Source organism: Nocardia alni (assembly GCF_019038435.1).
Taxonomy (GTDB): Bacteria; Actinomycetota; Actinomycetes; order Mycobacteriales; family Mycobacteriaceae; genus Nocardia; species Nocardia alni.
The window spans coordinates 49,798-74,595 of the sequence record NZ_JAGPOX010000005.1; the positions used below are offsets into that span (position 1 = coordinate 49,798).

Sequence of the window (24,798 nt, forward strand, 5' to 3'; positions counted from 1 at the left end):
GCTCATGCCGTCGCGGATGGCGCTCCCCGCGTGGCGCCTACAGCGGATTATGTTGACCCAGTGGGGTTTCGATGAACGCTCCGCCCACGAGGCTGGGCAGCTCACCCGGCGGAACACTAGCGGCGAACCGTTCGGCGTCGTCGAGGCTGCGGTAGCCGATCGCTTCGGCCTCGGCCAGCGACACCACCGCGCGGGTATTGGCCGAAACGCCCCACAGCACACGGTATCCCGGCTCGGCGGTGGCGAGGCACGCCTCCAGCAGCCGCGCGCAGTCGTCCGGTGACAGCCAGAACGACAGCTGGCGCACGTCGGCGGGCCGCTCGAAACAGCTGCCGATGCGCAGACAGCTCACATCCATCCCGAATCGCGAATGGTACAGGCTGCCAAGCGATTCGATCGCCGCCTTGCTCACGCCGTAGTAGGTGTCCGGCCTGGGGCTGCTGTCGCCCGCGAGACCATCGGAACCGTCCTGTCCGATCGCGCGGAATCCGACGGCGTGATTGCTCGACGCCAGCACCACCCGCGGCACCCCGGCCACCCGCGCGGCCTCGAGCAGGGTGTGCGTGCCGTCGATGTTGACCTCGAGGATGCGCTCCCAGCTGTCCTCGCGGCTGATCCCGCCGAGATGGATGATCGCGTCGACGTCATGGCAGAGGTCTGCCATGAGCGCGGCGTCGGTGACCGAGCCGGTGTGGATCTCCACCGCCTCGCCGGATCCGGCCGGATCCGGCTGCGCGATGTCCAGCAGTCGGAGCACGCGGCCGGGACGGGCCAGGCGGGTGCGCATCAACCGCCCGACGATGCCCGCCGCACCCGTGATGAGAACGCGCTGCTGCGACATGGTGACTCCCTTGCTCCCCGTGGGCTGATTCGGTTTCGGAGGCTAACCAGGCCACCCGGCATTCACAATCCGCTTCGCCGAAGGGAGACATCTATACCGAGCGAGGACTGATACCTCTTGGGCATATCGTGATGCTCAACTGATGTTGGACTGGTATCAGTCCCTACCCCTAACCTGCAAGAGGTACCGATGCACGCACCATGCACCCCCGTCTGCCGTACCACCGAGGAGGAACCATGGACGCGGTCCGCCTCGCGCACGACGGAGCCGAGCGCCGGACAGACGCGGGCATGACCGACCGGCTGTCCGCCATGTTGTCGCTGGAACAGGTGCGCGGGTTCGTGGTGGTCGCCGAGGAGGGCAATTTCCGCCGCGCCGCCGAACGCCTGCGGATGACCCAGCCCCCGCTGAGCCGTCAGATCCAGAAGCTCGAGCGCGATATCGGCGTACTGCTGCTGGACCGCACGCAGCGACAGGTCGAATTGACCCCTGCCGGTGCGGTTTTCCTGGCCGAGGCGCGCCGGCTGCTGGCCCTGGCCGAGGCCGCGCCGAGCACCGCGCGCCTGGTGGCCGCCGGGCGCACCGGCACCGTGCGGATCGGTTTCACCGCCACCACCGGATTCGGCTACCTCGGCCGGTTCCTCAACGAGATCTCCCGGTCGCTGCCCGAGGTCGAACTGACGCTCACCGAGCAGGTCAGTGCCGTGCAGTTCGAGGAATTGTCCAGCGGCAAGCTGGATCTCGCGTTCGCCCGGCCGCCGTTCGACCGCGCCGAATTCGACGCCCGGCTGGTGCATCGCGAACCGCTCGTGCTGGCCGTACCCGAGGGCCATCGCCTGGTGGGCACGCGTCCGCTGGAGCTCACCGAACTCGAGGGCGAGCGGCTGCTGGTCTACGCGCCCGGGCCCGCACGGTATTTCGCCGAACTCCTGGCCACGACGCTGGCCGGAATCTCCTACGATTCCGCCGACCAGCTGACTCAGGTGCACACCATGCTCGCGCTGGTGGCCGCCGGACGGGGCCTGGCGCTGGTGCCGGAAACCGCCAGCCACCTGCACCCCGAAGGGGTCCGCTACCGGCCGCTGGCGGGGGTGCGCGAACCTGTCGAGCTGTACGCGGTCTGGCGGCGTCAACCCGCGAATCCGGCCCTGCGCAGGGTCATCGAACTACTTCAGGCCTGGCCGGATTCCTGAGCCGCCCAGCCCTGACAGCGAATGTCGTTCCCGCTGTGTTTACCCACCCGCCGGCTCCGCAAGCTCCGCCGACTTACCGTCCCCCAGGAGGAAACCCGTGTCACAGATGTCCCCCGAAGACCTGGGCCCCGCGCTGGGGCGCGGCCTGCTGTCGTTCCCGGTCACGCATTTCGACGCCGACCTGGCCTTCGACGAGGCCGCCTACCGGGAACATATCGGCTGGCTCGCGCAGTACGACGTGGCCGGGTTGTTCGCCGCGGGCGGGACGGGTGAGGGATTCTCGCTGACCACCGCCGAAATCGACCGCGTGGTACGGGCCGCGGTCGCGGAGACCGGTGGACGGGTGCCGGTGATCGCGCCCGCCACCACCGGGACTGCGAACGCCGTGGAGCAGGCCCGCAACGCCGAAGCCGCCGGGGCGCAGGGCATTCTGCTGCTGCCGCCGTATCTGACCGAGGCCGGTGCGGACGGACTGATCGAACACGTCGCCGCGGTCTGCGCCGCGACCTCCCTCGGGGTCATCGTCTACAGCCGGGCCAACGCCAAGATCGACGATGTGACCGCGGCACGCCTGGCCGACCGGTGCCCGAACCTCATCGGCTACAAGGACGGCGTGGGCAATATCGAGATGATGACCCGTGTCTACGCCCGGATGGGCGATCGGCTCACCTACATCGGCGGCCTGCCCACCGCGGAGACCTTCGCCCTGCCGTACACCGAGATGGGCGTCACCACATACTCGTCGGCGATCTTCAACTTCGTGCCCGAGTTCGCGCTGGAGTTCCACAAGGCGGTACGCGCGCACGACCGCGCGGAGGTGTATCGGCGGCTGCGCGAGTTCGTACTGCCCTACCTGGACATTCGCGACCGCCGGCCGGGATACGCGGTGTCGATCATCAAGGCGGGGCTCGGCGCGGTGGGCCGCCCGACCAGCCCGGTGCGCCCGCCGCTGACCGATCTGACCGCCGGTGAGGTCGCCGAACTCGCCGAGCTCGTGAAAAAGATTGCGTGACAGAGGTTCCTGTGATGACTGATACGACAAGTCCCGCAGTACTCGACCGGATCACCGGCGTCAAGATCTCCTCGGTGGCGCTGCCGCTGCCCACCGGCATCAGCGACGCCAAGGTGCTCACCGGACGGCAGAAGCCGATGACCGAGGTCGCGGTGCTGTTCGCCGAGATCACCACCGAGGCCGGATTCGAGGGCGTCGGCATCAGCTACTCCAAGCGCGCGGGCGGTCCCGGACAGTTCGCACACGCCCGGGAGATCGCCCCCGTGCTACTGGACGAGGACCCCAGCGATATCGCCAAGATCTGGGACAAGCTGATGTGGGCCGGGGCCTCGGTGGGCCGCAGTGGGCTGTCGGTGCAGGCGATCGCCGCCTTCGACGTCGCGCTGTGGGATATCAAGGCCAAGCGCGCCGGACTTCCGCTGGCGAAACTGCTGGGCGCGCATCGTGATTCGGTGCGCTGCTACAACACCTCCGGCGGCTTCCTGCACGCGCCCATCGAGGAGGTGCTCGAGCGCGCGGGCGAGTCGCTGGCCGCGGGCATCGGCGGCATCAAGCTCAAGGTCGGGCATCCGGACAACGCCGTGGACATCGCCCGGGTCACCGCGGTACGGGAGAAGATCGGGGACGCGGCACCGCTCATGGTCGACGCAAATCAGCAGTGGGACCGGCCCACCGCGCGCCGGATGTGCCGGGCGTTCGACCCGCTGAACCTCGTGTGGATCGAAGAGCCCTTGGACGCCTACGATTTCGCGGGCCACGCCCAGCTCGCGCGAACCTTCGACACCGCCATCGCCACCGGTGAGATGCTGACCAGTGTGGCCGAGCACAGCGAATTGATCCGCGCCGGAATCGATATCGTGCAGCCCGACGCGCCACGCGTCGGCGGCATCACCCGCTTCCTGGACGTGATGGCGCTGGCCGGGCGCGAACATCTGCAATTGGCACCGCATTTCGTGATGGAGGTGCATGTGCACCTGGCCGCGGCCTACCCGCTCGAGCCCTGGGTGGAACACTTCGAATGGTTCAACCCGCTGTTCGACGAGCGGCTCGAGATCCGTGACGGACGCATGCACCTGTCCGCCCGCCCCGGCTTGGGCGTGACGATCAGCGAGCAGGCCCGCGCGTGGACCGTCGCCGAATTCGAGACCCGGGCCTGAACACCGTAGACAAGTGGAGGACACCGTGACCGCACAAGCACCCTGGACCGAGGAAACGTCCGCGAGCGAGGTCGACCGCATCGTCGCCGCCGCGGTCGAGGCCGCACGCCACCTCGCGCAGAGCACCCCGGCCGAGCGGGTCGGCTGGCTCGACGCCGCCGCCGACGCCCTGGAGAAGGTCTCCGAGGAGTTGGTCGCGTTGGCGGCCAAGGAGACCCACCTGCCCGAACAGCCGCGGCTGCGCGGGGAAATGGTACGCACCGTCTTTCAGTTGCGGCTGTTCGCCCAGGCCCTGACCGACGGCGAATTCCTGCGCGCGGCAGTGGATCACGCGGAGCCCGCCTGGCCGATGGGGCCGCGCCCGGACATCCGGCGGATGACCGTGCCGATCGGGCCGGTGCTGGTCTTCACCGCCAGCAACTTCCCGCTGACCCTGAGCGTCGCCGGGCACGACACCGCCGCCGCGCTCGCGGCCGGATGCCCGGCCGTGATCAAGGCCCATCCCGGACATCCGGAACTGTCCGCGCGCACCTTCGAGGTCTTGGCGCAGGCCCTGACCGAAGCGGGCGCGCCCGAGGGCATCGTCGGCATCGTGTACGGGGTGGAGTCGGGTGTCACCGCACTGCGCCACCCGGGAATCGCGGCAGCGGCGTTCACCGGATCCGAGGCCGGTGGGCGGGCGCTGTTCGATATCGCCAACGCCCGGCCCCGGCCGATCCCCTTCTACGGCGAGCTCGGCAGCGTGAATCCGGTGGTGGTCACCGAGGCCGCGATCGCCGCGCGGGGCGCGGATATCGCCACGGGATACGTAGGATCGTTCACCCTGGGGGCGGGCCAGTTCTGCACCAAGCCGGGATTGCTGTTGCTGCCCAAGGGACATGGCCTGGAAGAGCAGCTGCGGGCCGCGGTCGCCTCGACCGGGGCGCAGCAGTTGCTCAACGACCGGATCGCCGCGGGCTTCCGGGCCGGACTGTCCCGGCTGGTCGAACACTCTTCCGTCACAGAGCTCACCCACCCCGCCGACTCCGCGTCCTCGGAGCGTTACACGCCAGAGGCGAACTCCGCCGCGGCGTTCGGCCCGACGCTGCTGTCGGTGAGCGCGGACGCGTTCCTCGCGGATACCGAATCGCTCGACGTCGAGTGCTTCGGCCCGGTCTCGCTGATCGTGGAATACGATGGGCCACAACAGCTTCGCGCGGTCCTGGACAAGCTCGAGCCGGGCCTGACCGCCACCCTGCACGCCGAGGAATCCGACGCCGACCAGGTGCGTGCGCTGCTTCCGACGCTGACCGCCCTGTCCGGACGCCTGATCTGGAACGGCTGGCCCACCGGCATCACCCTGTCCTGGGCACAGCAGCACGGCGGCCCCTACCCGGCCACCACGACCCCGCAGTTCACCTCGATGGGCACCGCCGCCATCGACCGCTTCCTGCGACCGGTCGCCTGGCAGGGCTTCCCCGAGGCGCTACTGCCCGAGCCGCTGCAGGACGCCAACCCGTGGGGCGTGCCCCGCCGGGTCGACGGACAGCGCTGATCCGACGGCTGTGGCCCCGGCGATCACGCCGGGGCCACACGCGTTCACACGATCGAATCGCCGGAACTACTTCAGGTTCGCGCAGAGGATCGGGGCGAACAGCAGGGTCGGGTTGTTGCTGCTGTCCAGGATTTTGTCCATCGGTCCCATATGCACGTTGACGTACCAGCCCGAGGCGGGCGGCGCGGTCTGCACGTTGTTCACGGTGGTGCTCAGGCTCGCCTTGCCCGAGGCGTCGGCCTTCAGGTCCGGAAGCGGATACAACACATCGCCCTGAGCGGTGCAGGAGCCCTTGTGGATATGGGCGGCGTGCGCGGAGTTCGGAGGCAAGCCGGCCGCGGTGAGGTCCACGTGCAGGCTGTGCTGCGCGGCGTTGTAGGTCATCGCCATGGTGCCGGAGGGGGTCGTCCCCTTGACCGGCGGAGCGCTCACCGGCACGGTGACCGGGCCGGAGGCCGACGTGCCGGCGGGGATGTCACCGCAGGCGATGGGGGTGAAGGTCAGCTGGCCGGGATTGCCCAGCGTGGCCATGGGCGCCAGATGCACGTTCACGTAGGCGCCGTTGGGGATGCCGGCGGGGACCGGCTGGCTCGTCACGGTCTGCTTCGCCACGCCCGTGGCGTCGGCGGTGATGTCCGGGAACGGAATCGACGGCGGCTGGCTCTGGTCGGCGCAGTTGCCGGGGTGGATATGCATCGCGTGCGAGCTGCCCGGGGTCAGACCGGACAGATCGACCGCGGCGGTGACCACCTTGGTGCCCGGATTCCAGGACAGCACGACGCTGCCCGTCGGCGTCGTGGCCAGGGTAACCGGGGCCCCCGACATCCCGGCTTCCCCAGCGCTCGAGGACGACGCCGCGGCCGACGACGTGGTGGAACCGGAACCGGATGTCGTCGAGGACGAGCAAGCGGTCGCCACCGCGAGAAGACCGACTGCGGCACAACACCATACGGTACGTCTGAGCATATTCATCCAACCCTTGTTCGATGACCCGGTCGACCCGGTGCGAACCGGCCGGGGGGAGCAGCCAAGGGCCCGAACGCGTACGTCACGCAGTTCGCGCCCGCGGACACATCGTCCACATTGTTGTATTACGGCGAACGCGACCGAGCGGTTCATATCATCCCTGTGCGCGGGAATGCGGCCGATCGGCCACCCGGATCATACGGCGACCTGACTCGGCTCGCCCCTCGAGCGGCACAAACCCCTGAACCCTCATCGGGCCCCCTCGAACCGAATCCTACTCCCCCGAGGCGCGCCGGATCTCGTCCTCACCGGAACGGGTCCGGGTGGCACGAACCGCGGCCACGTCGAAGGTCTCCAGGAAGTCGAACATCGGGTCTTCGTCGTCGACGTCCAGGACGACCGCGCGGCGGCGCAGATCCCTGGCGGTGTCCCGGTCCATGGCCGAGGCCGGATGCTGCGCCTCGTGCTCGGCGGCGGCCGGCCGGCCGCCGCGGGTCAACCGGGCCGACCGCCGGCGACGAATCTCCTCCTCCAGGCGCACCTGCCGGCGCAGATAGATCAGGTAGCCGACGAAAAGCACCCCGGCCGCTCCGCAGCCCCACCAGAGCATCGGTGTCACCGCGACGGCGAACCCACCGAACAGCAGCGCGCTCAGCACCAGCCCGAGCGTGGTGCGCTGACGGAACCGGTAGCGGGCGGCGCGGGCCATCGCGTCGGCCTCGGGGTCGTAACCGCCACGGCCGCGCCGGGGCGGAACGACGCGTCCGGACGCGGGGTCCGGCTCCACATCGGACGCGGCATCGGGCGCCTCGGACAGAACTACGGCGCCGGAGCCGGGCTCGGCGTCCGCGTCATCGCCTCGGACATCATCGGATTGCGCTGAGGCGCTGTCGAATCCGACATCGCCGAACTCGTCGAACTCGGCCTCGATGACATCGGTGCCGACGGCGCCCGCACCGTCCGTGCCGCTGGCGTGGTCGTGCTCGGTGACGTGCTCATCGGCCGACGTCGTCATCCGATCCTCCGCATCATCGCCGTGAACGATCTCTCTTTGTACGCGTCTGGGTATCCAGTCGGGATCGGAATCGTGCCCGCCTGATGTGGCGCGGCTCTTGGTGCCGCCGCGATGCAGTACCCGGGTCGCCAGGGCGGTATCGGTCGTGCGCCGAATACGCGGATACCGGGCTGCCAACAACGGGAACAGCACGAAGACCCAGAGCACCACCAGACCGATCCACAAGATCGAATTCGGCACCGCTCACACCTCCGTCTCCGCCGGTCTGTCGTCCCTGCGACGGATCTGCCTATCCGCTCGTTCCTCGCCACATACCCACTGTGCGCCGGCGTACCGCCGACCGTGCCCGCACCGTGTCCCGTCGCCGCGGCAGGCGTAACGCCGCCGCATTCTCGGGCCACTGCACCGGCTCCCTTCCGGCGGCGCGGGACGCACCACCGACGACCGTAGGCTAGTTCGCCGTCCATTGAATATCCTTGAGGCGCGCCGTCCACACCTGTCACATGAGTAACAGAAGTAAACGGGAATGGTAAGTCGGCGGGGTGGGTGGGTTCAGGGCGAGATCACCCGCCCCGAGCGGATCAGCCGCTCCACCACCGTGCCGGAAATCTCTTCCACGGTGATCGCGACCAGCAGGTGGTCCCGCCACGCGCCGTCGACATCCAGGTAGCGGCGCAGCATCCCCTCCTCGCGGAAGCCGACATTGCGCAGCACGGCCTGGCTGGGGTGGTTCTCCGGGCGCACGGTGGCCTCCACCCGATGCAGACCCACCGGGCCGAAGCAGTGGTCCAGGCCCAGCGCCAACGCGGCGGTCGCGACGCCCTGCCCGCCCACATCCTTGGCGACCCAGTAGCCGATCCACGCCGACCGCAGTGCACCGCGCACTATGTTGCCGATGGTCAGTTGCCCGCTGAAGGCGCCGTCCACCTCGATCACCAGCGGGATCATCGCCCCGTGCCGGGCCTCGGCCTTGAGGCTCGACCACAGCGACGGCCAGTTCGAGGGATGGTTGCGGGCCTCCCACGCGCCGCGCCCGGTCGGCTCCCACGGCTCGAGATGATCGTGGTCGCGCACCCGGATACGCGACCACGCGGTGGCGTCGCGCAGCCGGATCGGCCGCAGGGTGACTCGTCCGCCGGCTGCCCGCACCGGGCCGAGATGTGCGGGCCAGCCGGGATGCTGAGCGGCCCGGAATACATTCATATCCATCGCACTATCCGCGTTGGGAAAGAAAAGCAACCTGGACCTCGTCACCGGTGCGCACATCGATGACCTCTGGTTCCAGAACGATCAGGCCGTTCGCCTCGGCCAGCGTGGACAGTAGATGTGAGGAGCCGTTCATACCGAGCGGTTGCACCAGGTAGTCGCCGGTCTGCTCGTCGCGCATCAGCTGGGCGCGCAGATAGCCACGCCGGCCGGCCATCGAACTGATCGGCATGATGGTGCGGGCACGCACGATGCGCCGCATCGGATGCCGTCGCCCGAGAGCGATGCGGATCAGCGGGCGAACCATGATCTCGAAGACCACCAGCGCCCCAACCGGATTCGACGGCAGCAGGAAGGTCGGCACCTCGTCCCGGCCCAGGCGCCCGAAGCCCTGCACCGAGCCGGGATGCATGGCGACCCGCTCGATCTCCAGCTCACCCAGGCCCTCGAGCGCCTCGCGGATCTGCGTCGAGGCCCAGCCGCCCACCGCGCCCGCGATCACCACGACCTCCGAACGGACCAGCTGGCCCTCCACCACATCGCGCAGTTGCTTGGGGTCGGCGCTGACGATGCCCACCCGGTTCACGTCGGCGCCCGCGTCGCGGGCGGCGGCGGCCAGGGCATAGGAGTTCACGTCGTACACCTGCCCCGGGCCGGGCGTGCGATCGATGTCGACCAGTTCGCCGCCGATCGCGATCACCGACAGGCGCGGGCGTGGATGCACCAGCACCTTGTCCCGGCCCACCGCGGCCAGCAGGCCCACCTGCGCCGCGCCGATGATCGTGCCCGCACGCACCGCGATATCCCCGGGCTGCACGTCATCACCGATCCGGCGCACGTAGTCACCGGTACGGACCGGCTCGTAGACCTTGATCTTGGCCCGCCCGCCGTCGGTGAAATCCAGCGGCAGCACCGCGTCGGCCAGCGTGGGCAGGGGTGCGCCGGTGTCCACGCGCACCGTCTGACGTGGCTGTAATCGGATGGGCTGGCGTGAACCGGCCTCGACCTCGCCGACCACCGGCAGCGTCAGATCGACCGTATCGCCGGCCTCGTCGCGGATATCGGCCCCCGCGCCCTGCACGTCGACGCTGCGCACCGCGTAGCCGTCGATGGCCGCCTGATCGAAACCCGGCAGCGGCCGTTCGGTGACCACGTCCTCGGCGCACAGCAGACCCTGGGCCTCGGAGATCGCGACCCGGACCGGCCGGGGCGCAACGGCCGCCGCGGTCACTTTGATCTGCTGATCCTCCACCGAGCGCATGCAGCCCTTCCTCACAGTTCGTCTCCGGTGCGGCGCGCGCTGGGCTGATACCGGATTACTCCGAGGTCAGCTGCGGATCCCAGTCGGGAGACAGGCGCCGCTCCAGCCACTCACGCAAGGCTGGACCGTATTCTTCCCGCTCCAAAGCGAAATCGACCGCAGCTCGAAGATAACCGCCCGGGTTGCCCAGGTCGTGTCGCGACCCACGGTGGACAACGACATGTACCGGATGGCCCTCGGAAATCAGCAGTGAGATGGCGTCGGTGAGCTGTAATTCCCCGCCCGCGCCCGGCTCGATGCGGCGCAAAGCGTCGAAGATCGCACGATCGAGCAGATAACGACCGGCCGCGGCGTAGGTGGACGGGGCGTCGGCCAGTGCGGGCTTCTCCACCATGCCGTTGACCCGCATCACATCCGGATTGTCCGCATCCGGAAGGGTCGCCACGTCGAAGACGCCGTAGGCGCTGACCTGATCCTTCGGCACATCGATCGCGCACAGCACCGAACCGCCGCGCTTGCGCCGCACCCGGGTCATCACGTCCAGCACGCCCGAGGGCAAGACGAGATCGTCCGGCAGCAGCACCGCGATCGCGTCCTCGTCGGCGTCCAGTACCGGTTCGGCCTGCGCCACCGCGTGGCCCAGGCCCAGCGGCTCCTCCTGGATGACCGAGGTGACAGCGAGCAGTCCGGGCGCCTTGCGGACCTTCTCCAGCAGCTGGAACTTGCCGCGCTCGGCGAGGGTGTTCTCGAGCATCAGGTCCTCGACGAAGTGCGCGACCACGCCGTCTTTACCCGGTGCGGTCACGATCACCAGGCGCGAGGCACCCGAATCGGCCGCCTCCGCGGCGACCAATTCGATGCCGGGCGTATCGACCACCGGCAGCAGTTCCTTGGGCACGGTCTTGGTCGCGGGCAGGAACCTTGTTCCGAGCCCGGCCGCGGGGACCACTGCCGTGCGAAAACACGACTCACCCGTCGCTGTCATATGGCACACCCTATCCATTCGGTCTTGTCGGCCGGGTCGAGTTCGGGGCAGCCCGGGCACACCGGGAAGCCTATTCGGCGGCCCGCACGGCCGCTGGATGAGACTTCAGCCAGGCGCTATCGGGTCGAGATCGCCCAGCATGCTTTCAGCAATTCCCCGGCGCTGTCCTGGGGAAACCAGAAAGGCCGGTGCCTCACATCGCGTGTCGCGTCCCATATCGTGTCACTGTGGACATCGCTGGTGGGCCCGATAAAAAGGCGTGGCGCGCCGAATTGCTGGCCCGCCGCGCGAAAGTCGACCCCGCCGTACAGGCGGAGGAGACGACCGCGCTGACGGCCACGCTGGCCCAGCTACCGCTGGACACGGCGGGCGAGATCTGGGTTGCGGCCTATGTTCCGGTACGCGGCGAGCCCGGATCCACCGCGATGCTGGATGCACTGCGCACATCCGGGGTACGGGTGCTGCTCCCGGTGACCGGGCCGCCGGGACCGCTGGACTGGGCCGAATACAGCGGCGAACACGAACTGCGCCGCGCCCGCTACGGCCTGCTGGAACCCACCGGCCCCCGCCTGTCCCCGGCCGCGATCGGCTGGGCGGACACCATCCTGATCCCGGCGCTCGCGGTGGACCGCCGCGGGGTCCGTCTGGGCCGCGGCGCGGGCTACTACGACCGCACCCTCCCATCAGCCCGCCCCACCGCCCGGCTCATCGCGGTCGTCCGCGACGACGAGGTCCTGGACCAACTACCCGAGGAACCACACGACCGCCGCATGGGCTGGGTCCTGACACCCGGATCGGGCTTGGCGCCCCTGGCCGTTCCCCCGATGACGCAACCACCGAATATGGAATGATTTGCCAATTGGCATTGTTGGCACTGTCGGCTGTAGAGTGCTAACGACGGAGACTGTGGAGGTTCCTGTGCCTACTTACTCGTACCAGTGCACGCAGTGTGGCGATAAGTTCGACATCGTTCAGTCGTTCTCGGACGATGCCTTGAGCGTGTGCGAGAAGTGCGACGGCAAGCTGCGCAAGCTCTTCAATTCGGTCGGCATCGTATTCAAGGGTAGCGGGTTCTACCGCACCGACAGCCGCAGCGGTTCGACGACCGCGAGCGAGCCCGCCAAGGCCGAGGCCTCCTCGTCGTCGAACGGTTCGTCGAAGGACTCCTCGTCCAGCTCCAGCAGCACCGCCTCGAGCGGATCGACCGCCAGCGACTCGGCCGCCTGACCTTCCCGGCAACCGCACCCGGCCGGATTGGTCGCATCAGCCGCAATACAGGGCCCGATCGGCGGATATTCACTATTCGACGGTCGGGCTATCGGTGTGTTGTCCACAGCCGACAAGTTATCCACAGCCCAATTCCGACCTGCTGTTTTCCCGATCGAGGGGTAGCCGCACGCCCGTAGCGTGCCGGTATGACGAACCGAGTCCCCCGGCTGAGGAACCCACGCGGCGATCGTGATCTGGGCCGGGCCAGGCCCTGGGAATCGCTGCTTCACCTGCGCCCGCCGTGGCTGGACAGCACGCTGGCCCGCCGGGTCCTCGCCGCCGCGCTGGCGTCGCTGGCCGTGTTCCTGCTGCTGCGCGGCGATCCCCGCGCGCACCGGATCACAGCCGTGGTGGCCGCGCGCGATCTCGCGCCGGGCCGCGCGCTCGCCGCCGCGGATCTGCGCACGGCCGAATTCACCGAGGGTGCTCTGCCGGCCGGAGTCGTGCACTCACCGTCGGCTCTGATCGGCGCGATCCTCACTGCCGCCATGCGCCCGGGGGAGATATTCACCGACCTGCGCGTGGTCGGCCCCCGACTGGCACACGTCGCGACCGGGACCGCCGATGCGCGCATCGTGCCGATCCGGCTGGCGGACAACGCCGTGGCCGACATCCTGCGACCAGGCGACCGGGTCGATGTGATCGCCGCCGAACCCGACACGCCGGGCGAACCCGATTCGCGGGCTCCCCCGCACGCCCTGGCCGCCGACGCCGTCGTAGTTTCGGTACCCGGGGCCGCGTCCGGCGCGGAATCCACGGGCCTGTCACGGCCACGCGCATCCGATGAGCGCGTCGTGCTGCTGGCTCTCGACGCACAGCACGCCACGGTGGTCGCCGCGGCATCACTGCGTACCGCACTCACGGTGACATTTCAGTAGAGTCCATCAAGATTGCCAAGCATTTGCCCCACAGACGATTCATCGTGAGCCGGATGAGACAGGAGCAGCAATGCTGAAGGGTTTCAAGGAATTCCTACTCCGGGGGAACGTGATCGACCTGGCGGTCGCGGTCGTGATAGGCACCGCATTCACCGCTGTCATCACAGCGCTCACCAAAGGGTTCATCAATCCGCTGCTCGAGGCTTTCGGCGGAACCGGCGAGGTGGGCTGGGGATTCCGGATCATCTCGGACAAGCCCGCGACCTATGTCTCGCTCGGCCCGATAGTCACCGCCGCAATCAATTTCGTCATCATCGCGGCGATCGTGTACTTCCTGGTCGTGCTCCCGGCCAGCCGGGCCGTGAAGCGCTGGGGCACAGCCTCGGTCGCGGCAACCGAAATCGAGCTGCTCACCGAGATCCGGGATCTGCTGGCCACGAGCGGCAGCAGTTCGGGCGGACGGCACGAATCCTGAACGTCCGGACAGCGCGGCGGTCCGGCGAAACGGCGCGCGGGGCAACGAGCGATGGGCCCGGCGCGTCGCGCACCGGACCCATCGTCACAGAATCAACCGGACTCAGCCGATGCTGAAGGGCTTGCCCCACAGCGTGACCCAGCCCTGAATGTGGTCGTCACTGATTTCGTAGCTGACGAACGAGCGGGCCTGCGCGTAGCCCCCGCAGCCGGTCAGACCGATGGTCTCATCGGACCACGCGACCGAGGCGTCGTTACCGGTGAACGCGGTGTAGGTCTTGTGGATGTCGTTGCCGAAATCGTCCGCCTTTTCCGTGTCCAGGATGTAGAACGCCTGCGCCTGGCCCGGACCGAGGGTCAGGTTGCCGCTGGTGCCCACGCCGGCGCTCGGGGTGACGTTGCCCGAGCTGTCCCAGCTGCCGCCGACGCTCGGGGAGCCGCTGGCATTGGCGCCCGAGATGTTGACCTGGCAACCGACGACGTAACCGGGGTAGATATTGCCGCCGTTGACCGAGGCATTGCCGGTCAGGTGCACGTGCGCGGTACCGGAAACCCAGGCGTTGCGGTGCACCGGGGTGGAGCCCAGCGACGGGTTGATGTTGGCCGACTCACCGTCCAGCCAGCCGTGCACCTGGGTGCCGTCGGAGAAGGTCTGGGTGACGTTGCCACCCGGAAGTCCGACGAAGGTATCGGCGTTCGCGGCGCCGGTGGAGAACAGACCCAGGGCAGCGGTGGCGACAACGCCGATACCGGCCGCACGAGTCAATGACTTGCGGATGTTCATGTTCGAGTCCCTCAGAGGTGAATCGCTATGCGCGAGAATGGGGTTGGCGAATAAGACCACGTCAGCCGATGCTGAACGGCTGACCGTAGAGAGTGGTCTTCGAGTAGTGGTTGCCGACGATTTCGACAACCGTGTACGCGCGCGCCTGGGCATAACCCGCGCAACCCTGGATGTTCATCTCGGCGTCCTGATAGTCCACGCCGTAGTGACCGGGCTTGGTGATGTCCTTGCTGTCGACCTGGACGAACTTCACCTGGCCGGGGCCGATGTTCAGGCCGACCGAGCCGCCGAGGGAGGCGTCGGTCAGGCTGACGCTGCCGGAGACTCCGGCGGAGATGGCGTCGTCGCCGATATCGACCTGGCAGCCGACGATGTACCCGGTGTTGATCTGGGACGCGCCGTGCGTGGACGAGTTGTTGGATCCGGGCGTGTTCAACTGGCCGTTGTTCGGACCGACGGTCGCGATGGGCGCGTTGGGCACGTCCGCTTCCGCGTCGCCCGAAACCCAGACCACACGGCCGGCACCGTTGGAGGCCAGAGACGGCGAAACGGTCGCACGCTCATGGGTGCGGGTGATTCTCACACCGGCAGGGCCAGCCTTCACACCGTCCGGCAACGATACGAAGGCGTCTGCATTCGCAGCGCCGGTTGACAGAAGTCCGATCGCAACGGCTGCCGCCGCGCCGATACCCGCGAAACGGGCACCGCGACGCAGACCGCTGGTGCGGTTGTCGCTCATATTTCCCCTCATCAGGTTCTTGCAGGCAGCCTCGACCACCGAAGCTGCAAATCCAGCCTCGACCACCGAGACTGACGGGCAACCCCGACCACCGACGTTGGGCGTATCAGCTCCGACCACCGAAACTGCCGTCTCCAACCCCGATTACCGAGGTTGTGTGCTCAACCCCGACCACCGGGGTTGATGTGCGGCTCTCGTCGACCCAAGAAGTCTGTCGCCAGATCGTTGCCGGACGAGCATCCAGCAGCTAACCCGCTGCAACCGACAGACCGAATGCCGGGACCGGGCCGGTGTCCCATCGGAGTCGACGCCGAAACGCCACCTCCGGGCCTGTGAGAACCGTTGATTGGTACAGCCCAAAGGCGAACATTAAACGGTTTGACAACAGATTGACAACGTAAGCTGAGAGAATTCTGATGTGAGGTAGATCACATAGCATTCCCACCTGCGAAAATGCTGTGAGCATTCATGGGATATTCACAGAAAGACGACCGCCTCACACGCATGTGCGGTGAGCAACCGGTATATCGGCTGCTCACCGCACATGCGCGATGCTGAGAGACCTCTCAGGTTCGGCTAGCCGTGATGCGGCGGAACCTGTGAGCGCAGCCAGTCGTCGGACGAGGAGTTCGACTCGTCGCCGGGGCCGCGCTCGTCGCTGGTGGTTTGCGGGAGGGGATCTCCGAAGATGCGAGCCAGGCGCGCGGCATCGGCCACCGACAGACCACGCGAGGGGTTCGCAGGGGGCGTGGACCCGGAGGCTTCGGGACCAGCCTCCGTCGCATCCGCCTCACCCGCGACCTCGCGTGGCTCAGTCGCGCCGTCCTGTCTCATTCATTCATCCAGACCGGACAACTCGTCGACGACCCGGCTGACCAAGGGGCCCAGCGTCGCCATACCGTCGCGAACCGCGGTCCGCGAACCGGGCAGGTTGACCACCAGCGTGCTCCCCGAGATACCGGCCAGCCCTCGGGACAGACCGGCATCGACCGAACCCGCCGCCAGGCCCGACGCCCGCAGCGCCTCGCTGATGCCGGGCAGCTCCCGGTCCAGCACCTCGGAGGTGGCCTCGGGGGTGACATCGCGCGGGGACATCCCCGTGCCGCCGACCGAGATCACCAGGTCGACGCCGCCGATGACGGCGGTGTTGAGGGCATTGCGGATCTCGACCTCATCGCCCGCCACCAGGATCGTGGCATCGACCAGGAACCCGGCCTCGGTGAGCAGTTCGGTCACCAGGGGACCCAGCGCATCCACCCCACCATGGGCGGATCGGTCGTCCACAACCACCACGAGCGCGCGGCCCGCTACAGGGGCATCGATTTCCATGTCGCTTACCGTAGCGTCCTGGGGTGACAGGGATTCCGGTCCCCCGGCGCCTCCGTCACGCTGTTCCAGCAGGGTCAGGTTGCGGGGTGGGCGAGTAGTCATTTGCCACCGTCCGCGGCAGCGCCGGCCAGGGTCACCGGGACGGTCTTCGGGTTCTGGCCGTTCGGGTCGGTGTAGGTGATCGAGATCTTGTCGCCCGGCTGATGCGAGCGCACCGCGGCGACCAGTGCGTCGCCGCTGTCGATCACCTGATCGTCGAGTTTGGTCACGACGACGCCCTGCGGAATCCCGGCCGCGGCCGCGGGGCCGCCCGCCACGACGCTCTGCACCACCGCACCGCTGGTGTCGACATTGCCGGGCGTCTGGTTCAGCACGCTCAGGCCCAGCTGCGCGTAGGTCGCGTGGCCGGACTTGATCAGCTCGTCGGCCACGCGGCGCGCCTGATCGACCGGGATCGCGAAGCCCAGGCCGATCGAACCGCTCTGCTGCCCGTCTCCCTGATCCGAACCGCCCAGGGTGGCGATCGCGGTGTTGATGCCGATCAGCTTGCCGTTCATATCGACCAGCGCGCCACCGGAGTTGCCCGGGTTGATCGGCGCGTCGGTCTGGATCGCGGAGATCACGGTGCCCTGCGAACCGGACTCACCGCTGGTGGACACCGGCCGATTCAGCGCCGAGACGATGCCGGTGGTGACGGTCCCGGCCAGCCCCAGCGGCGAGCCGATCGCCACGACCGGCTGGCCGACCTGCAACCCCTGGGAGGTGCCCAGGTCGATCGGTGTCAGGCCGGACTTGTTGGCGGCCTTGATGACCGCGATATCGGAGACCGGATCCACGCCGACGACCGTGGCCGAGGTGGTGCTGCCGTCCTTGAACTGCACCTGCATCTTGGCGCCCGGGCCCGCACCGCTGGCGACGTGGTTGTTGGTCAGAATCAGCCCGTCGGCGGACAGGATGACGCCGGAACCCTCGCCCTCGGTCTGACCGCCGACCACCTTGATCATGACCACGCTGGGCAGCACCTTCTGCGCCACCGCCTGCACCGAACCTGCGGGCGCGGTGACCGAGGCCGGATTCGCCTTCGTCGCGGAGCCGTCCAGCGCGCTACTCGTCGAGGAGTCCGAGTTCGAGCCGGTCACCAGCGCGCCGACCGCGCCGCCGATACCGCCCGCCACCAGGGCCAGCGCCACGGCGCCCGCGAGCAGTCCGAGGCGGGCGCGCTGCGGCGGGGTGGGGCTGGTGTAGGGGACGCTGCCGAACGAACCGGTGGGCCGCGGTTCGGCCGGGTACGCAGCGGTCGGAATCGGCCCGGTGAGCGGCTGCTGCCCGCCGCCGTAGGCGTACGGATACGGGGGAATCGGGGCCGTGTGCTGGATCGGCTGCTGCTGGGTCGGCGTATCGCGCGGCGCCCAGGCCGCGTACTCCGGCGGCACCGCGGACCCCGCGCCGGTCTGTTCGGCCGGATTCTGTGGCACCTGATACGGCATCTGCTGACGCGGGAACGGCATCGACGGTATGCCCTGCGATGCGGCGGGATCGCGCGGGATCTGATCCTGTGGCACGCCGGACGCGGGCGTCGTCGGCGAAGCGCCACCGGCCGGGAACCCGCTTGTCGGCGAACCGGCGGCGGCCTGCGGCGTGCTCGGCGTCTGCGGCTTGCTCGTCCCCTGCCAGCCGCCGAAGCCGGGCGCCCCGCCCTGTCCCTGGGGCCCGGCCGGGGCGGGGGCCCCCTGGCCGGGCACGGACAATTGTTCGGTCGGTCGCTTGTCGAGAGGCTGCTCGGGCGGCTGTGCCCGGAACTCCGGACCCGCCGGCGGCTGCTGCGCTTGCGGGCTCTGCTTCGGGTCCTCGGTCATATTTTCTCGTTTCTCCTCACGTCTGCCGACCACACTGGTGACGTCGACTGAGAGCGGTCTGAGATCGCGCTTTCAGTTCTTCATCAGTTCTGGGGAGATTGCGGGTGACCCGCCCTCCCCCGGAAGGACGATGCGAATCAACGCACCGCCACGATCGGATGTCTCGATTGTGATGGTTCCGCCGTGTTTGGTCACCACTTGCTTCACAATGGCCAACCCCAGCCCGGAACCGGGCATCGATCGCGAGACCGTGGTCCGGTAGAAGCGTTCGAATACCAGCTCCCGCTCGGCCGGTGGAATACCCGGCCCCGCGTCATCGACCGCGAATTCCAATAATCCGGGCCCGGTTTCGCGCATTGCGACTCGAACCTGCTCGCCGACTGGGCTCCATTTCGCGGCATTGTCGAGCACATTGAGGATCGCGCGCTCGAGTCCGGCCTCGTGACCGTAGACGAACCAGGGCCGCAGATCGCCGACGAACTCCACCGCGGTGCGCCGCCGCCGAGCGCGCTCGAGCGCTCGCTCGGCCACGTCACCGAGATCGACCTGCTCGTAGACGGTTTCCGGTGCGTCCTCCCGGGCGAGATCCACCAGATCGCCGACCAGCGTGGACAGTTCCTCGATCTGGGCCATGACATCGGCGTGCAACTCTGCCATATCCTGCTCGGGAATGTGCGGTGCGCCGGGTCGCGAGGAGGCGATCAGCAACTCCATATTGGTGCGCAGCGAGGTCAGCGGCGTCCGCAGTTCGTGACCGGCGTCGGCGACCAGGCGGCTCTGCCGCTCCCGGGATTCGGCCAGCGCCCGCAGCATGGAGTTGAAACTCTCGGTGAGCCTTGCCAATTCGTCGTCACCGGTGACCGGAATGGGCGCCAGATCGTCGGTGCGGGCCACCCGCTCGGTGGCCGCGGTCAACCGCGCGATCGGTCGTAAACCGGTGCGGCCCACCGCGGTTCCGGCGGCAGCGGCGGCGACCACGCCGCACGCGCCCACCACGAACAGCAGCCACGCCAACCGGTTGAGCACCTCCTGGGTGGGCTGTAAGCGTTGCGAGATCACCAGGGTCGCACCGCTTTTCATTCGCTCGGCGAGCACCCGCTGATTGTTCGCGGTGCGCAGCGAGAACGAGGTCTGCCCGCGGGCCACCGCCATCTCCGCGCCCCCGATCGGCGGCTCGATCGGCTGCGGCGGAATATACGGCGGATCCAGATTCGGGAAGATCAGCGCGATACCGATGTCGTTGGAGTAGAGGCTGCCGATCTCCAGCACCGGCAGCAGTCCGAGGCTGTCGAGGTTGTCGCTGATCATCACGTCGGCCCGGGCGCGCAGCTGCGAGTCAACGTCGGCGTACAGCGAGCGCGCGACCATCGCGTACGCGGCGATCGAGGTGACCGCCACCGCGATGGCCACCACCGAGGCCGCCAGCAGGGTCACCCGCCAGCGTAGCGACACCGAGCGGGTCAGCGGCATGGGCGGACGCAGTTCGTCGGTATGCGGGCCGAGTCCGGCCACGACGTCCCGGCCGCCCGAACCGCGGCCGTGCCCATTGGCGTCGCGCCCGTTCACGCCCCGGCCGCGTCCGTTCGGACCACGGCCCCGCCCCGCTGGACCGTGCCCGCTGGACCCTGCCGACCTGCGCTGCCCGATCGAACGTGGACCGTGAATTCCCACGATGTCGACCAACTCCTACGGCGGCGTCTCGCGCAGCACATAGCCGACGCCACGCACGGTGTGGATCAGCCGGGGTTCCCCCTCGGCCTCGGTCTTGCGCCGAAGGTATCCGATATATACCTCGAGCGCATTGCCAGAAGTGGGAAAGTCGTATCCCCACACCTCCTCGAGAATGCGGCTACGAGTGAGCACCCGGCGCGGATTGGCCATCAGCATCTCCAGCAGCGAGAACTCCGTGCGGGTGAGGCTGATCGCGCGCTCGCCGCGAGAGACCTCGCGGGTGATCGGGTCCAGCGACAGGTCGGCGAACGTCATGGTTTCCGAGCCGTCGTCGATCGAGTCGGCGGTGGTGCGGCGCAGCAGGGCGCGCAACCGGGCCAGCAACTCCTCCAGGGCGAAGGGCTTGGGCAGGTAGTCGTCGGCGCCGGCGTCCAGCCCGGCCACTCGCTCGGAGACCGAATCCCGGGCGGTCAGAACAAGTATCGGCAGGTCGTCGCCCGTGCTGCGTAGCCTTCGGCACACTTCCAGGCCGTCCAGGCGCGGCATCATCACATCCAGGACGAGGGCGTCGGGCCGCTGATCGGTCACCTTGTCCAGGGCGTCGACCCCGTCGACGGCCAGCTCGACGGAGTAGCCGTTGAAGGTAAGCGACCGCCGCAGAGATTCCCGGACCGCGCGGTCGTCATCGACTACCAGAATGCGCATGTCGTCCAGTCTGGCCTGCCGATCTGAGAGTCCACTGAGAAGCCCCACTTCGACACGCCGCAGCATTGCGGGCGCTGACCAGTCGCTTTACCCGAGTGTTGTCGTATGCCCATCCGCACGGCGTATGAAACATGTTGCGTGCCGCTCAATTAAACAAATTGAAAAGCCCGTATGCCCGAATTGCCGTCCCCCACTTCGCACGGTATGTTGCCTGCGGTAAAAGGAGACCCGAGGTTGGTTCTCCCTCGGTTCGGCCCCTAGAACGACAGTTCACTTTGCGCAAATTCGGACCCGGATTTGCGGAGCCGAGCGCCGGCGAGGTGCAGTGGTAGCGGGCGCGGGCTGCGGCGAGACCCGCGGGGCGTAAACGCGAGCGGAGGCGACGGAAGCGGGATGGGCACTGCACCGCGACCATGGCAACGAACTTTGTCCGACCTCTCGGTAACGAGCAAGGTCGGCATCGTCCTTCTGCTACCGGTCGTCTTGGCCTCGGTGTTCGCGGTCTTGCGTATCAAGGACGAGCTGGGCACCATCGCGCAGTTGAATACTGCCTCGCAGCAGGCGCAGATCATTCGGCCGCTGCTGGACTTCGGTTCGGCCGCCGACGATCTCGCGGTGGCCGCAGGGACCGGCGCGGCGGCCGATACGACGCTGGATCAGGTCTCCGCGCGCTTCGATCAGGCCGCGGCCAATCTCCAGTCGGCCCTGCAGCGCTCACAGGTGGACCAGCAGGTCGACACCGAGGTCACCGACGCCCTGGCCACCGGGCGCAGCATGCGAAACAGCCTGCGCGGCAGCTCCCCGCTGGCGGTCGGCAACCAGTCCGACGACGTCGCCACCCATATCAGCAACGCCCTGTCGACGCTGACCACGCCGCAGGAGGCCGTGGTGGGGCGGTACTACACGCAGCTGGGCGACCTCACCATCGCGCACCGGATGTTCCTGCAGCAACAGCTGCTCATCGGTAGCGGGGAGATCAGCAACAATCCGGCCATGCTCGCGCAGGCGCTCACCGCCTCCGGATCCGAGCTCACCATGATCAACCAGTACGCCGTGGTACAGCCGGAGTCGGCGTACAAACCGGATGTGCTGCTGGGCGCCCAGCAAACGCGCCTGCACGCGCTGAGCCAGAACAACGCCGAGCCGCGCTCGCTGCCCGGGGTCAACGGTTCGCTGCGACTGAGTACCGCGACATACGCCGACGCCACCGACCATCTGGTCGACCTGATCAATTCCGGTCTGTCCCAGACCTCGACCGACGCGCGCAGCACCGTGCTGCGTGACGTGGCGGCCGTGGTACTCACCCTGCTCGCCGGTCTGGCCCTGGCCCTGGCGGTCGCGCGCTCGCTGGTCGTGCCGGTGCGCCGGCTGCGCCGCGGCGTGCTGCAGGTCGCCCACAGCGACCTGCCGGGCGAGCTCTCGGTGGTGCGCGAGGGGGGTGCGACACCGGAGATCCTCCCGATCGACGTGCAGACCACCGAGGAGATCGGCCAGCTCGCGCGCGCGGTCGACGATATGCACCGCCAGGCGCTGCATCTGGCCGCCGACCAGGCCCGCCTGCGCCTGCTGATCAGCAGCATGTTCGAAACCCTCTCGCGGCGCAGCCAATCGCTGGTCGAACAGCAGCTGACACTGATCGAGGATCTCGAGCGCGACGAGGACAATCCGGGCCGGCTGCAGAGCCTGTTCCGGCTCGACCACCTGGCCACCCGCATGCGCCGCAACGGCGACAACCTGCTGGTGCTGGCCGGCACCGCGCTGCGCCGCGGCGTGCTGCCGCCGGTGCCGCTGTCGGACATGCTCTGGAGCGCGGTCTCCCAGGTGGAGGACTATCAGCGGGTCGAGATCGGCGCCGTGCCCGACGGTGTCGTCGCCGGTGAGCCCGCGGTCGACATCGAGCACCTGCTGGCCGAATTGATCGACAACTCGCTGCGCTACTCCCCGCCGAGCACGCCGGTGGCGGTCTCGGTGACACCGTCCGCCGAGGGCGGGTACCTGATCGAGATCACCGACCGCGGCCTGGGCATGTCCGGGGAGGATCTGCGCGCGATCAACGACCGGTTGGCCTCCGGTGGCGAGGTGACCATCGAAACCGCCCGGCGCATGGGCCTTTACGTGGTCGGCCGGCTCGCCAAGCGGCACACCGTCACCGTCAGCCTGCGGCGCACCTCGGCGATGGCGCAGCAGCCCGGCATCACCGCCACCGTGGATCTGCCCGCCTCGCTGGTCATTTCGGGCGCCTACGGTCCGGAGGGAGCTTCGGAGGGCACGCCGGGCGAGGTGGAGTTCGCCACGCCGCAGGGAGTTCCGTTCCCGGATGGGACGCACATTCCGGCGCTGTCGGTGGTGGATCAGCCGGTCGGCGATCTGTTCTCCGAACCGGATCAGGGCGGCGTGATCGGATTCCGGCCACGCTCGACCGACGGCGCGTCGTTCCTCGACGGGGGCGAGCCCGCCCGGGATCCGTGGGCAACGCCCGAACCCGAAGCCGCGCAGAAACAGTGGGGCGTGCCGGACGAGCCGACGGCCAGAAATATGTCCCGGCCCGTGGTGACCTCCTGGCGCACGCCCGAATCCGATGCGGCGGGCGAGGTGGAATCCTGGGACGCATCGGAATACGAGCCGCACGAATACGAGCAGGCGCACGAGGATCCCGCCGGGACACAGTGGGGCGACGCACGGCAGAACAACGATGCCGCGCGCTGGAACGACGGCGAGGCGTGGAACAGCGACCAGCGCCCGAGCGACACCGGCGAGCAGCCGGCGGCCGTCACCCGCTGGGACGACGGCGATTCGGCGTCGCCGGCCGGGCACTGGACCTCCGCCGAACCCGTCGATGAACCCAGCTACCAGTGGGGCACACCGGATCTCGCCTCCACATCGCGGTCGATCGCCGACCCGATGCCGACCGACGAGACCGTTCTGCGCCCGCGCCGGCGGCGACCGTCCGCCGAGCCCTGGCCCTCGGGTGATCTGCCCGCCCTGCCGACCTATCCGCAAGCGCCGGTCGCGTATTCGACCGATACATCCGGCGCGGATCAGACGGCGTCCTGGGCCGACGATTCCGCGGACCTGTGGGCACAGACCGCGACCCTGCCGGTGCATCGACCGGCCCGCGAGCCGGTCGCCGAGTCCCCGATCTACCAGCGCATGGTCTCGGAGTGGCTGGTCGAACCGTCGACGAACGAACCGGTCGAGGCATGGTCCTCCCCCGCCGACGCGGGCTGGGCGCTGGCCGACCAGGCCAGCCGCCCCGCACCCACATCCAATCGCACCACGGGTGGCCTGCCCATCCGCAATCCGGGCGCCCAGCTGGTGCCCGGCAGTCTGGCCCCCACCACCGATTCCGGCGCCCCCGATCCGGAGGAGATCCGCGAGAACCTGTCCAGGCATCTGAGCGGCGTACGCAGCGGCCGAGCCAGCACCCGCCGGGAGAACGGGTACAACGGAGATCAGTCCATTGGTGGGCCCCAGCCGCACGATGCGCAGTACAACGATGGAGGACACGTATGACGGACACTGAGCAGCCCCCCACCGATGAGAACCTGAACTGGCTGGTCACCCGCTTCACGCGGGAGGTCCCGGGCGTCTCCCACGCGGTGCTGGTGTCGGCCGACGGCCTGTTGCAGGCGACGAGCCCGCATCTGCCCTCGGATCGCGCCGAACAGCTGGCCGCGGTGACCGCGGGCCTGGCGAGCCTGTCCTCGGGCGCCGCACAACTTTTCGAGGGCGGCAAGGTGATGCAGTCGGTCGTCGACATGCAACGGGGCTATCTTCTAGTCATGAGCGTCGGCAATGGTTCGCACCTGGCAGTCCTGGCGAACAAACAGCACGATATCGGCCGAATCGGTTACGAGATGGCTCTATTGGTCGATCGGGTCGGTGCGGTCGTCCAAGCCACCGCCCGGTCCGCAGTCTGACGA

23 protein-coding genes are annotated in these 24,798 nt (G+C 68.5%); 10 read left to right on the forward strand and 13 right to left on the reverse strand.

Annotation, left to right across the window (positions count from 1 at the left end; genetic code table 11):
• Positions 1-37 precede the first annotated feature (37 nt).
• Positions 38-841 (reverse strand): NAD-dependent epimerase/dehydratase family protein, encoded by an 804-nt coding sequence (locus JZ791_RS03730; RefSeq protein WP_216892708.1) that lies wholly within the window; start codon positions 839-841, stop codon positions 38-40.
• Positions 842-1,077: 236 nt separating this feature from the next.
• On the opposite strand from JZ791_RS03730, the gene JZ791_RS03735 reads away from it, so the two are divergent.
• The 4 genes from JZ791_RS03735 to JZ791_RS03750 all read left to right on the forward strand — a co-directional run bounded on the left by JZ791_RS03735 (position 1,078) and on the right by JZ791_RS03750 (position 5,737).
• Complete coding sequence (locus tag JZ791_RS03735; protein ID WP_254205170.1) at positions 1,078-2,034, forward strand: LysR substrate-binding domain-containing protein; 957 nt, start codon at positions 1,078-1,080, stop codon at positions 2,032-2,034.
• A 97-nt stretch (positions 2,035-2,131) separates the two neighbouring features.
• Entirely contained in the window at positions 2,132-3,046 is a 915-nt protein-coding gene (kdgD, locus tag JZ791_RS03740; RefSeq protein WP_216892709.1) for a 5-dehydro-4-deoxyglucarate dehydratase, read from the forward strand.
• A 14-nt stretch (positions 3,047-3,060) separates the two neighbouring features.
• Positions 3,061-4,203 carry an L-talarate/galactarate dehydratase gene (locus JZ791_RS03745; RefSeq protein ID WP_216892710.1) on the forward strand — a complete coding sequence of 381 codons (1,143 nt, stop codon included), beginning with the start codon at positions 3,061-3,063 and terminating at the stop codon, positions 4,201-4,203.
• Between the two features lie 25 nt (positions 4,204-4,228).
• Positions 4,229-5,737, forward strand: a complete 1,509-nt coding sequence (locus JZ791_RS03750) for an aldehyde dehydrogenase (NADP(+)) (RefSeq protein ID WP_216892711.1) — start codon at positions 4,229-4,231, stop codon at positions 5,735-5,737.
• Between the two features lie 66 nt (positions 5,738-5,803).
• Here the strand turns inward: JZ791_RS03750 and JZ791_RS03755 are convergent, their stop codons facing one another.
• From JZ791_RS03755 to JZ791_RS03775, 5 genes are all read right to left on the reverse strand, one after another.
• Entirely contained in the window at positions 5,804-6,562 is a 759-nt protein-coding gene (locus JZ791_RS03755) for a CHRD domain-containing protein (protein WP_216892712.1), read from the reverse strand.
• A 415-nt stretch (positions 6,563-6,977) separates the two neighbouring features.
• Positions 6,978-7,958, reverse strand: a complete 981-nt coding sequence (gene sepX, locus JZ791_RS03760; RefSeq protein WP_216892713.1) for a divisome protein SepX/GlpR — start codon at positions 7,956-7,958, stop codon at positions 6,978-6,980.
• Positions 7,959-8,270: 312 nt separating this feature from the next.
• A complete protein-coding gene (locus JZ791_RS03765; protein ID WP_216892779.1) occupies positions 8,271-8,921 on the reverse strand; it encodes a GNAT family N-acetyltransferase in 651 nt (216 codons plus the stop codon).
• A gap of 10 nt (positions 8,922-8,931) precedes the next feature.
• Positions 8,932-10,185, reverse strand: a complete 1,254-nt coding sequence (gene glp / locus JZ791_RS03770; RefSeq protein WP_216892714.1) for a molybdotransferase-like divisome protein Glp — start codon at positions 10,183-10,185, stop codon at positions 8,932-8,934.
• A 55-nt stretch (positions 10,186-10,240) separates the two neighbouring features.
• The gene (locus tag JZ791_RS03775; RefSeq protein WP_216892715.1) at positions 10,241-11,170 is read right to left on the reverse strand and encodes a UTP--glucose-1-phosphate uridylyltransferase; all 930 of its coding nucleotides are present in this window, start codon (positions 11,168-11,170) and stop codon (positions 10,241-10,243) included.
• 227 nt (positions 11,171-11,397) lie between these two features.
• On the opposite strand from JZ791_RS03775, the gene JZ791_RS03780 reads away from it, so the two are divergent.
• The 4 genes from JZ791_RS03780 (at position 11,398) to mscL (ending at position 13,792) form a co-directional block, all read left to right on the forward strand.
• Positions 11,398-12,021: a 5-formyltetrahydrofolate cyclo-ligase gene (locus tag JZ791_RS03780; RefSeq protein ID WP_216892716.1), complete on the forward strand. Its 624-nt coding sequence runs from the start codon at positions 11,398-11,400 to the stop codon at positions 12,019-12,021.
• Positions 12,022-12,088: 67 nt separating this feature from the next.
• Positions 12,089-12,397: an FmdB family zinc ribbon protein gene (locus JZ791_RS03785; protein WP_216892717.1), complete on the forward strand. Its 309-nt coding sequence runs from the start codon at positions 12,089-12,091 to the stop codon at positions 12,395-12,397.
• A 188-nt stretch (positions 12,398-12,585) separates the two neighbouring features.
• A complete protein-coding gene (locus tag JZ791_RS03790) occupies positions 12,586-13,317 on the forward strand; it encodes an RcpC/CpaB family pilus assembly protein (protein ID WP_216892718.1) in 732 nt (243 codons plus the stop codon).
• Between the two features lie 70 nt (positions 13,318-13,387).
• Positions 13,388-13,792 (forward strand): large conductance mechanosensitive channel protein MscL, encoded by a 405-nt coding sequence (mscL, locus tag JZ791_RS03795; protein WP_216892719.1) that lies wholly within the window; start codon positions 13,388-13,390, stop codon positions 13,790-13,792.
• Positions 13,793-13,894: 102 nt separating this feature from the next.
• Here the strand turns inward: mscL and JZ791_RS03800 are convergent, their stop codons facing one another.
• The 7 genes from JZ791_RS03800 to JZ791_RS03830 all read right to left on the reverse strand — a co-directional run bounded on the left by JZ791_RS03800 (position 13,895) and on the right by JZ791_RS03830 (position 20,875).
• A complete protein-coding gene (locus tag JZ791_RS03800; protein WP_216892720.1) occupies positions 13,895-14,575 on the reverse strand; it encodes an MspA family porin in 681 nt (226 codons plus the stop codon).
• Positions 14,576-14,636: 61 nt separating this feature from the next.
• Positions 14,637-15,314, reverse strand: coding sequence for an MspA family porin (locus tag JZ791_RS03805; protein WP_216892780.1), 678 nt, complete (start codon positions 15,312-15,314; stop codon positions 14,637-14,639).
• Positions 15,315-15,890: 576 nt separating this feature from the next.
• On the reverse strand, positions 15,891-16,148 hold the full coding sequence (locus JZ791_RS03810) for a hypothetical protein (RefSeq protein ID WP_216892788.1): 258 nt from the start codon (positions 16,146-16,148) through the stop codon (positions 15,891-15,893).
• On the reverse strand, positions 16,149-16,643 hold the full coding sequence (locus JZ791_RS03815) for a MogA/MoaB family molybdenum cofactor biosynthesis protein (RefSeq protein WP_216892781.1): 495 nt from the start codon (positions 16,641-16,643) through the stop codon (positions 16,149-16,151).
• A 98-nt stretch (positions 16,644-16,741) separates the two neighbouring features.
• On the reverse strand, positions 16,742-18,499 hold the full coding sequence (locus JZ791_RS03820) for a S1C family serine protease (RefSeq protein ID WP_216892721.1): 1,758 nt from the start codon (positions 18,497-18,499) through the stop codon (positions 16,742-16,744).
• 72 nt (positions 18,500-18,571) lie between these two features.
• A complete protein-coding gene (locus JZ791_RS03825; protein ID WP_216892782.1) occupies positions 18,572-19,969 on the reverse strand; it encodes a HAMP domain-containing sensor histidine kinase in 1,398 nt (465 codons plus the stop codon).
• Positions 19,970-20,185: 216 nt separating this feature from the next.
• Positions 20,186-20,875: a response regulator transcription factor gene (locus tag JZ791_RS03830; protein ID WP_216892722.1), complete on the reverse strand. Its 690-nt coding sequence runs from the start codon at positions 20,873-20,875 to the stop codon at positions 20,186-20,188.
• Between the two features lie 393 nt (positions 20,876-21,268).
• Between JZ791_RS03830 and JZ791_RS03835 the strand changes: the two genes are divergently transcribed.
• Both JZ791_RS03835 and JZ791_RS03845 read left to right on the forward strand, forming a co-directional pair.
• Positions 21,269-24,388, forward strand: a complete 3,120-nt coding sequence (locus JZ791_RS03835) for a sensor histidine kinase (protein ID WP_254205171.1) — start codon at positions 21,269-21,271, stop codon at positions 24,386-24,388.
• A complete protein-coding gene (locus JZ791_RS03845) occupies positions 24,385-24,795 on the forward strand; it encodes a roadblock/LC7 domain-containing protein (RefSeq protein ID WP_216892723.1) in 411 nt (136 codons plus the stop codon). Before JZ791_RS03835 ends, JZ791_RS03845 begins: the two co-directional genes overlap by 4 nt.
• Positions 24,796-24,798: the final 3 nt, after the last annotated feature.

What these genes read in the sequence shown, in the direction of transcription:
- JZ791_RS03730 (WP_216892708.1), bottom strand. Translation starts at nt 841, where the DNA reads ATGTCGCAGCAGCGCGTTCTCATCACGGGTGCGGCGGGCATCGTCGGG.
- JZ791_RS03735 (WP_254205170.1), top strand. Translation starts at nt 1,078, where the DNA reads ATGGACGCGGTCCGCCTCGCGCACGACGGAGCCGAGCGCCGGACAGAC.
- JZ791_RS03745 (WP_216892710.1), top strand. Translation starts at nt 3,061, where the DNA reads ATGACTGATACGACAAGTCCCGCAGTACTCGACCGGATCACCGGCGTC.
- JZ791_RS03755 (WP_216892712.1), bottom strand. Translation starts at nt 6,562, where the DNA reads ATGTCGGGGGCCCCGGTTACCCTGGCCACGACGCCGACGGGCAGCGTC.
- JZ791_RS03765 (WP_216892779.1), bottom strand. Translation starts at nt 8,921, where the DNA reads ATGAATGTATTCCGGGCCGCTCAGCATCCCGGCTGGCCCGCACATCTC.
- glp (WP_216892714.1), bottom strand. Translation starts at nt 10,185, where the DNA reads ATGCGCTCGGTGGAGGATCAGCAGATCAAAGTGACCGCGGCGGCCGTT.
- JZ791_RS03775 (WP_216892715.1), bottom strand. Translation starts at nt 11,170, where the DNA reads ATGACAGCGACGGGTGAGTCGTGTTTTCGCACGGCAGTGGTCCCCGCG.
- JZ791_RS03790 (WP_216892718.1), top strand. Translation starts at nt 12,586, where the DNA reads ATGACGAACCGAGTCCCCCGGCTGAGGAACCCACGCGGCGATCGTGAT.
- mscL (WP_216892719.1), top strand. Translation starts at nt 13,388, where the DNA reads ATGCTGAAGGGTTTCAAGGAATTCCTACTCCGGGGGAACGTGATCGAC.
- JZ791_RS03800 (WP_216892720.1), bottom strand. Translation starts at nt 14,575, where the DNA reads ATGAACATCCGCAAGTCATTGACTCGTGCGGCCGGTATCGGCGTTGTC.
- JZ791_RS03805 (WP_216892780.1), bottom strand. Translation starts at nt 15,314, where the DNA reads ATGAGCGACAACCGCACCAGCGGTCTGCGTCGCGGTGCCCGTTTCGCG.
- JZ791_RS03810 (WP_216892788.1), bottom strand. Translation starts at nt 16,148, where the DNA reads ATGAGACAGGACGGCGCGACTGAGCCACGCGAGGTCGCGGGTGAGGCG.
- JZ791_RS03815 (WP_216892781.1), bottom strand. Translation starts at nt 16,643, where the DNA reads ATGGAAATCGATGCCCCTGTAGCGGGCCGCGCGCTCGTGGTGGTTGTG.
- JZ791_RS03820 (WP_216892721.1), bottom strand. Translation starts at nt 18,499, where the DNA reads ATGACCGAGGACCCGAAGCAGAGCCCGCAAGCGCAGCAGCCGCCGGCG.
- JZ791_RS03825 (WP_216892782.1), bottom strand. Translation starts at nt 19,969, where the DNA reads ATGCCGCTGACCCGCTCGGTGTCGCTACGCTGGCGGGTGACCCTGCTG.
- JZ791_RS03830 (WP_216892722.1), bottom strand. Translation starts at nt 20,875, where the DNA reads ATGCGCATTCTGGTAGTCGATGACGACCGCGCGGTCCGGGAATCTCTG.
- JZ791_RS03835 (WP_254205171.1), top strand. Translation starts at nt 21,269, where the DNA reads ATGGGCACTGCACCGCGACCATGGCAACGAACTTTGTCCGACCTCTCG.
- JZ791_RS03845 (WP_216892723.1), top strand. Translation starts at nt 24,385, where the DNA reads ATGACGGACACTGAGCAGCCCCCCACCGATGAGAACCTGAACTGGCTG.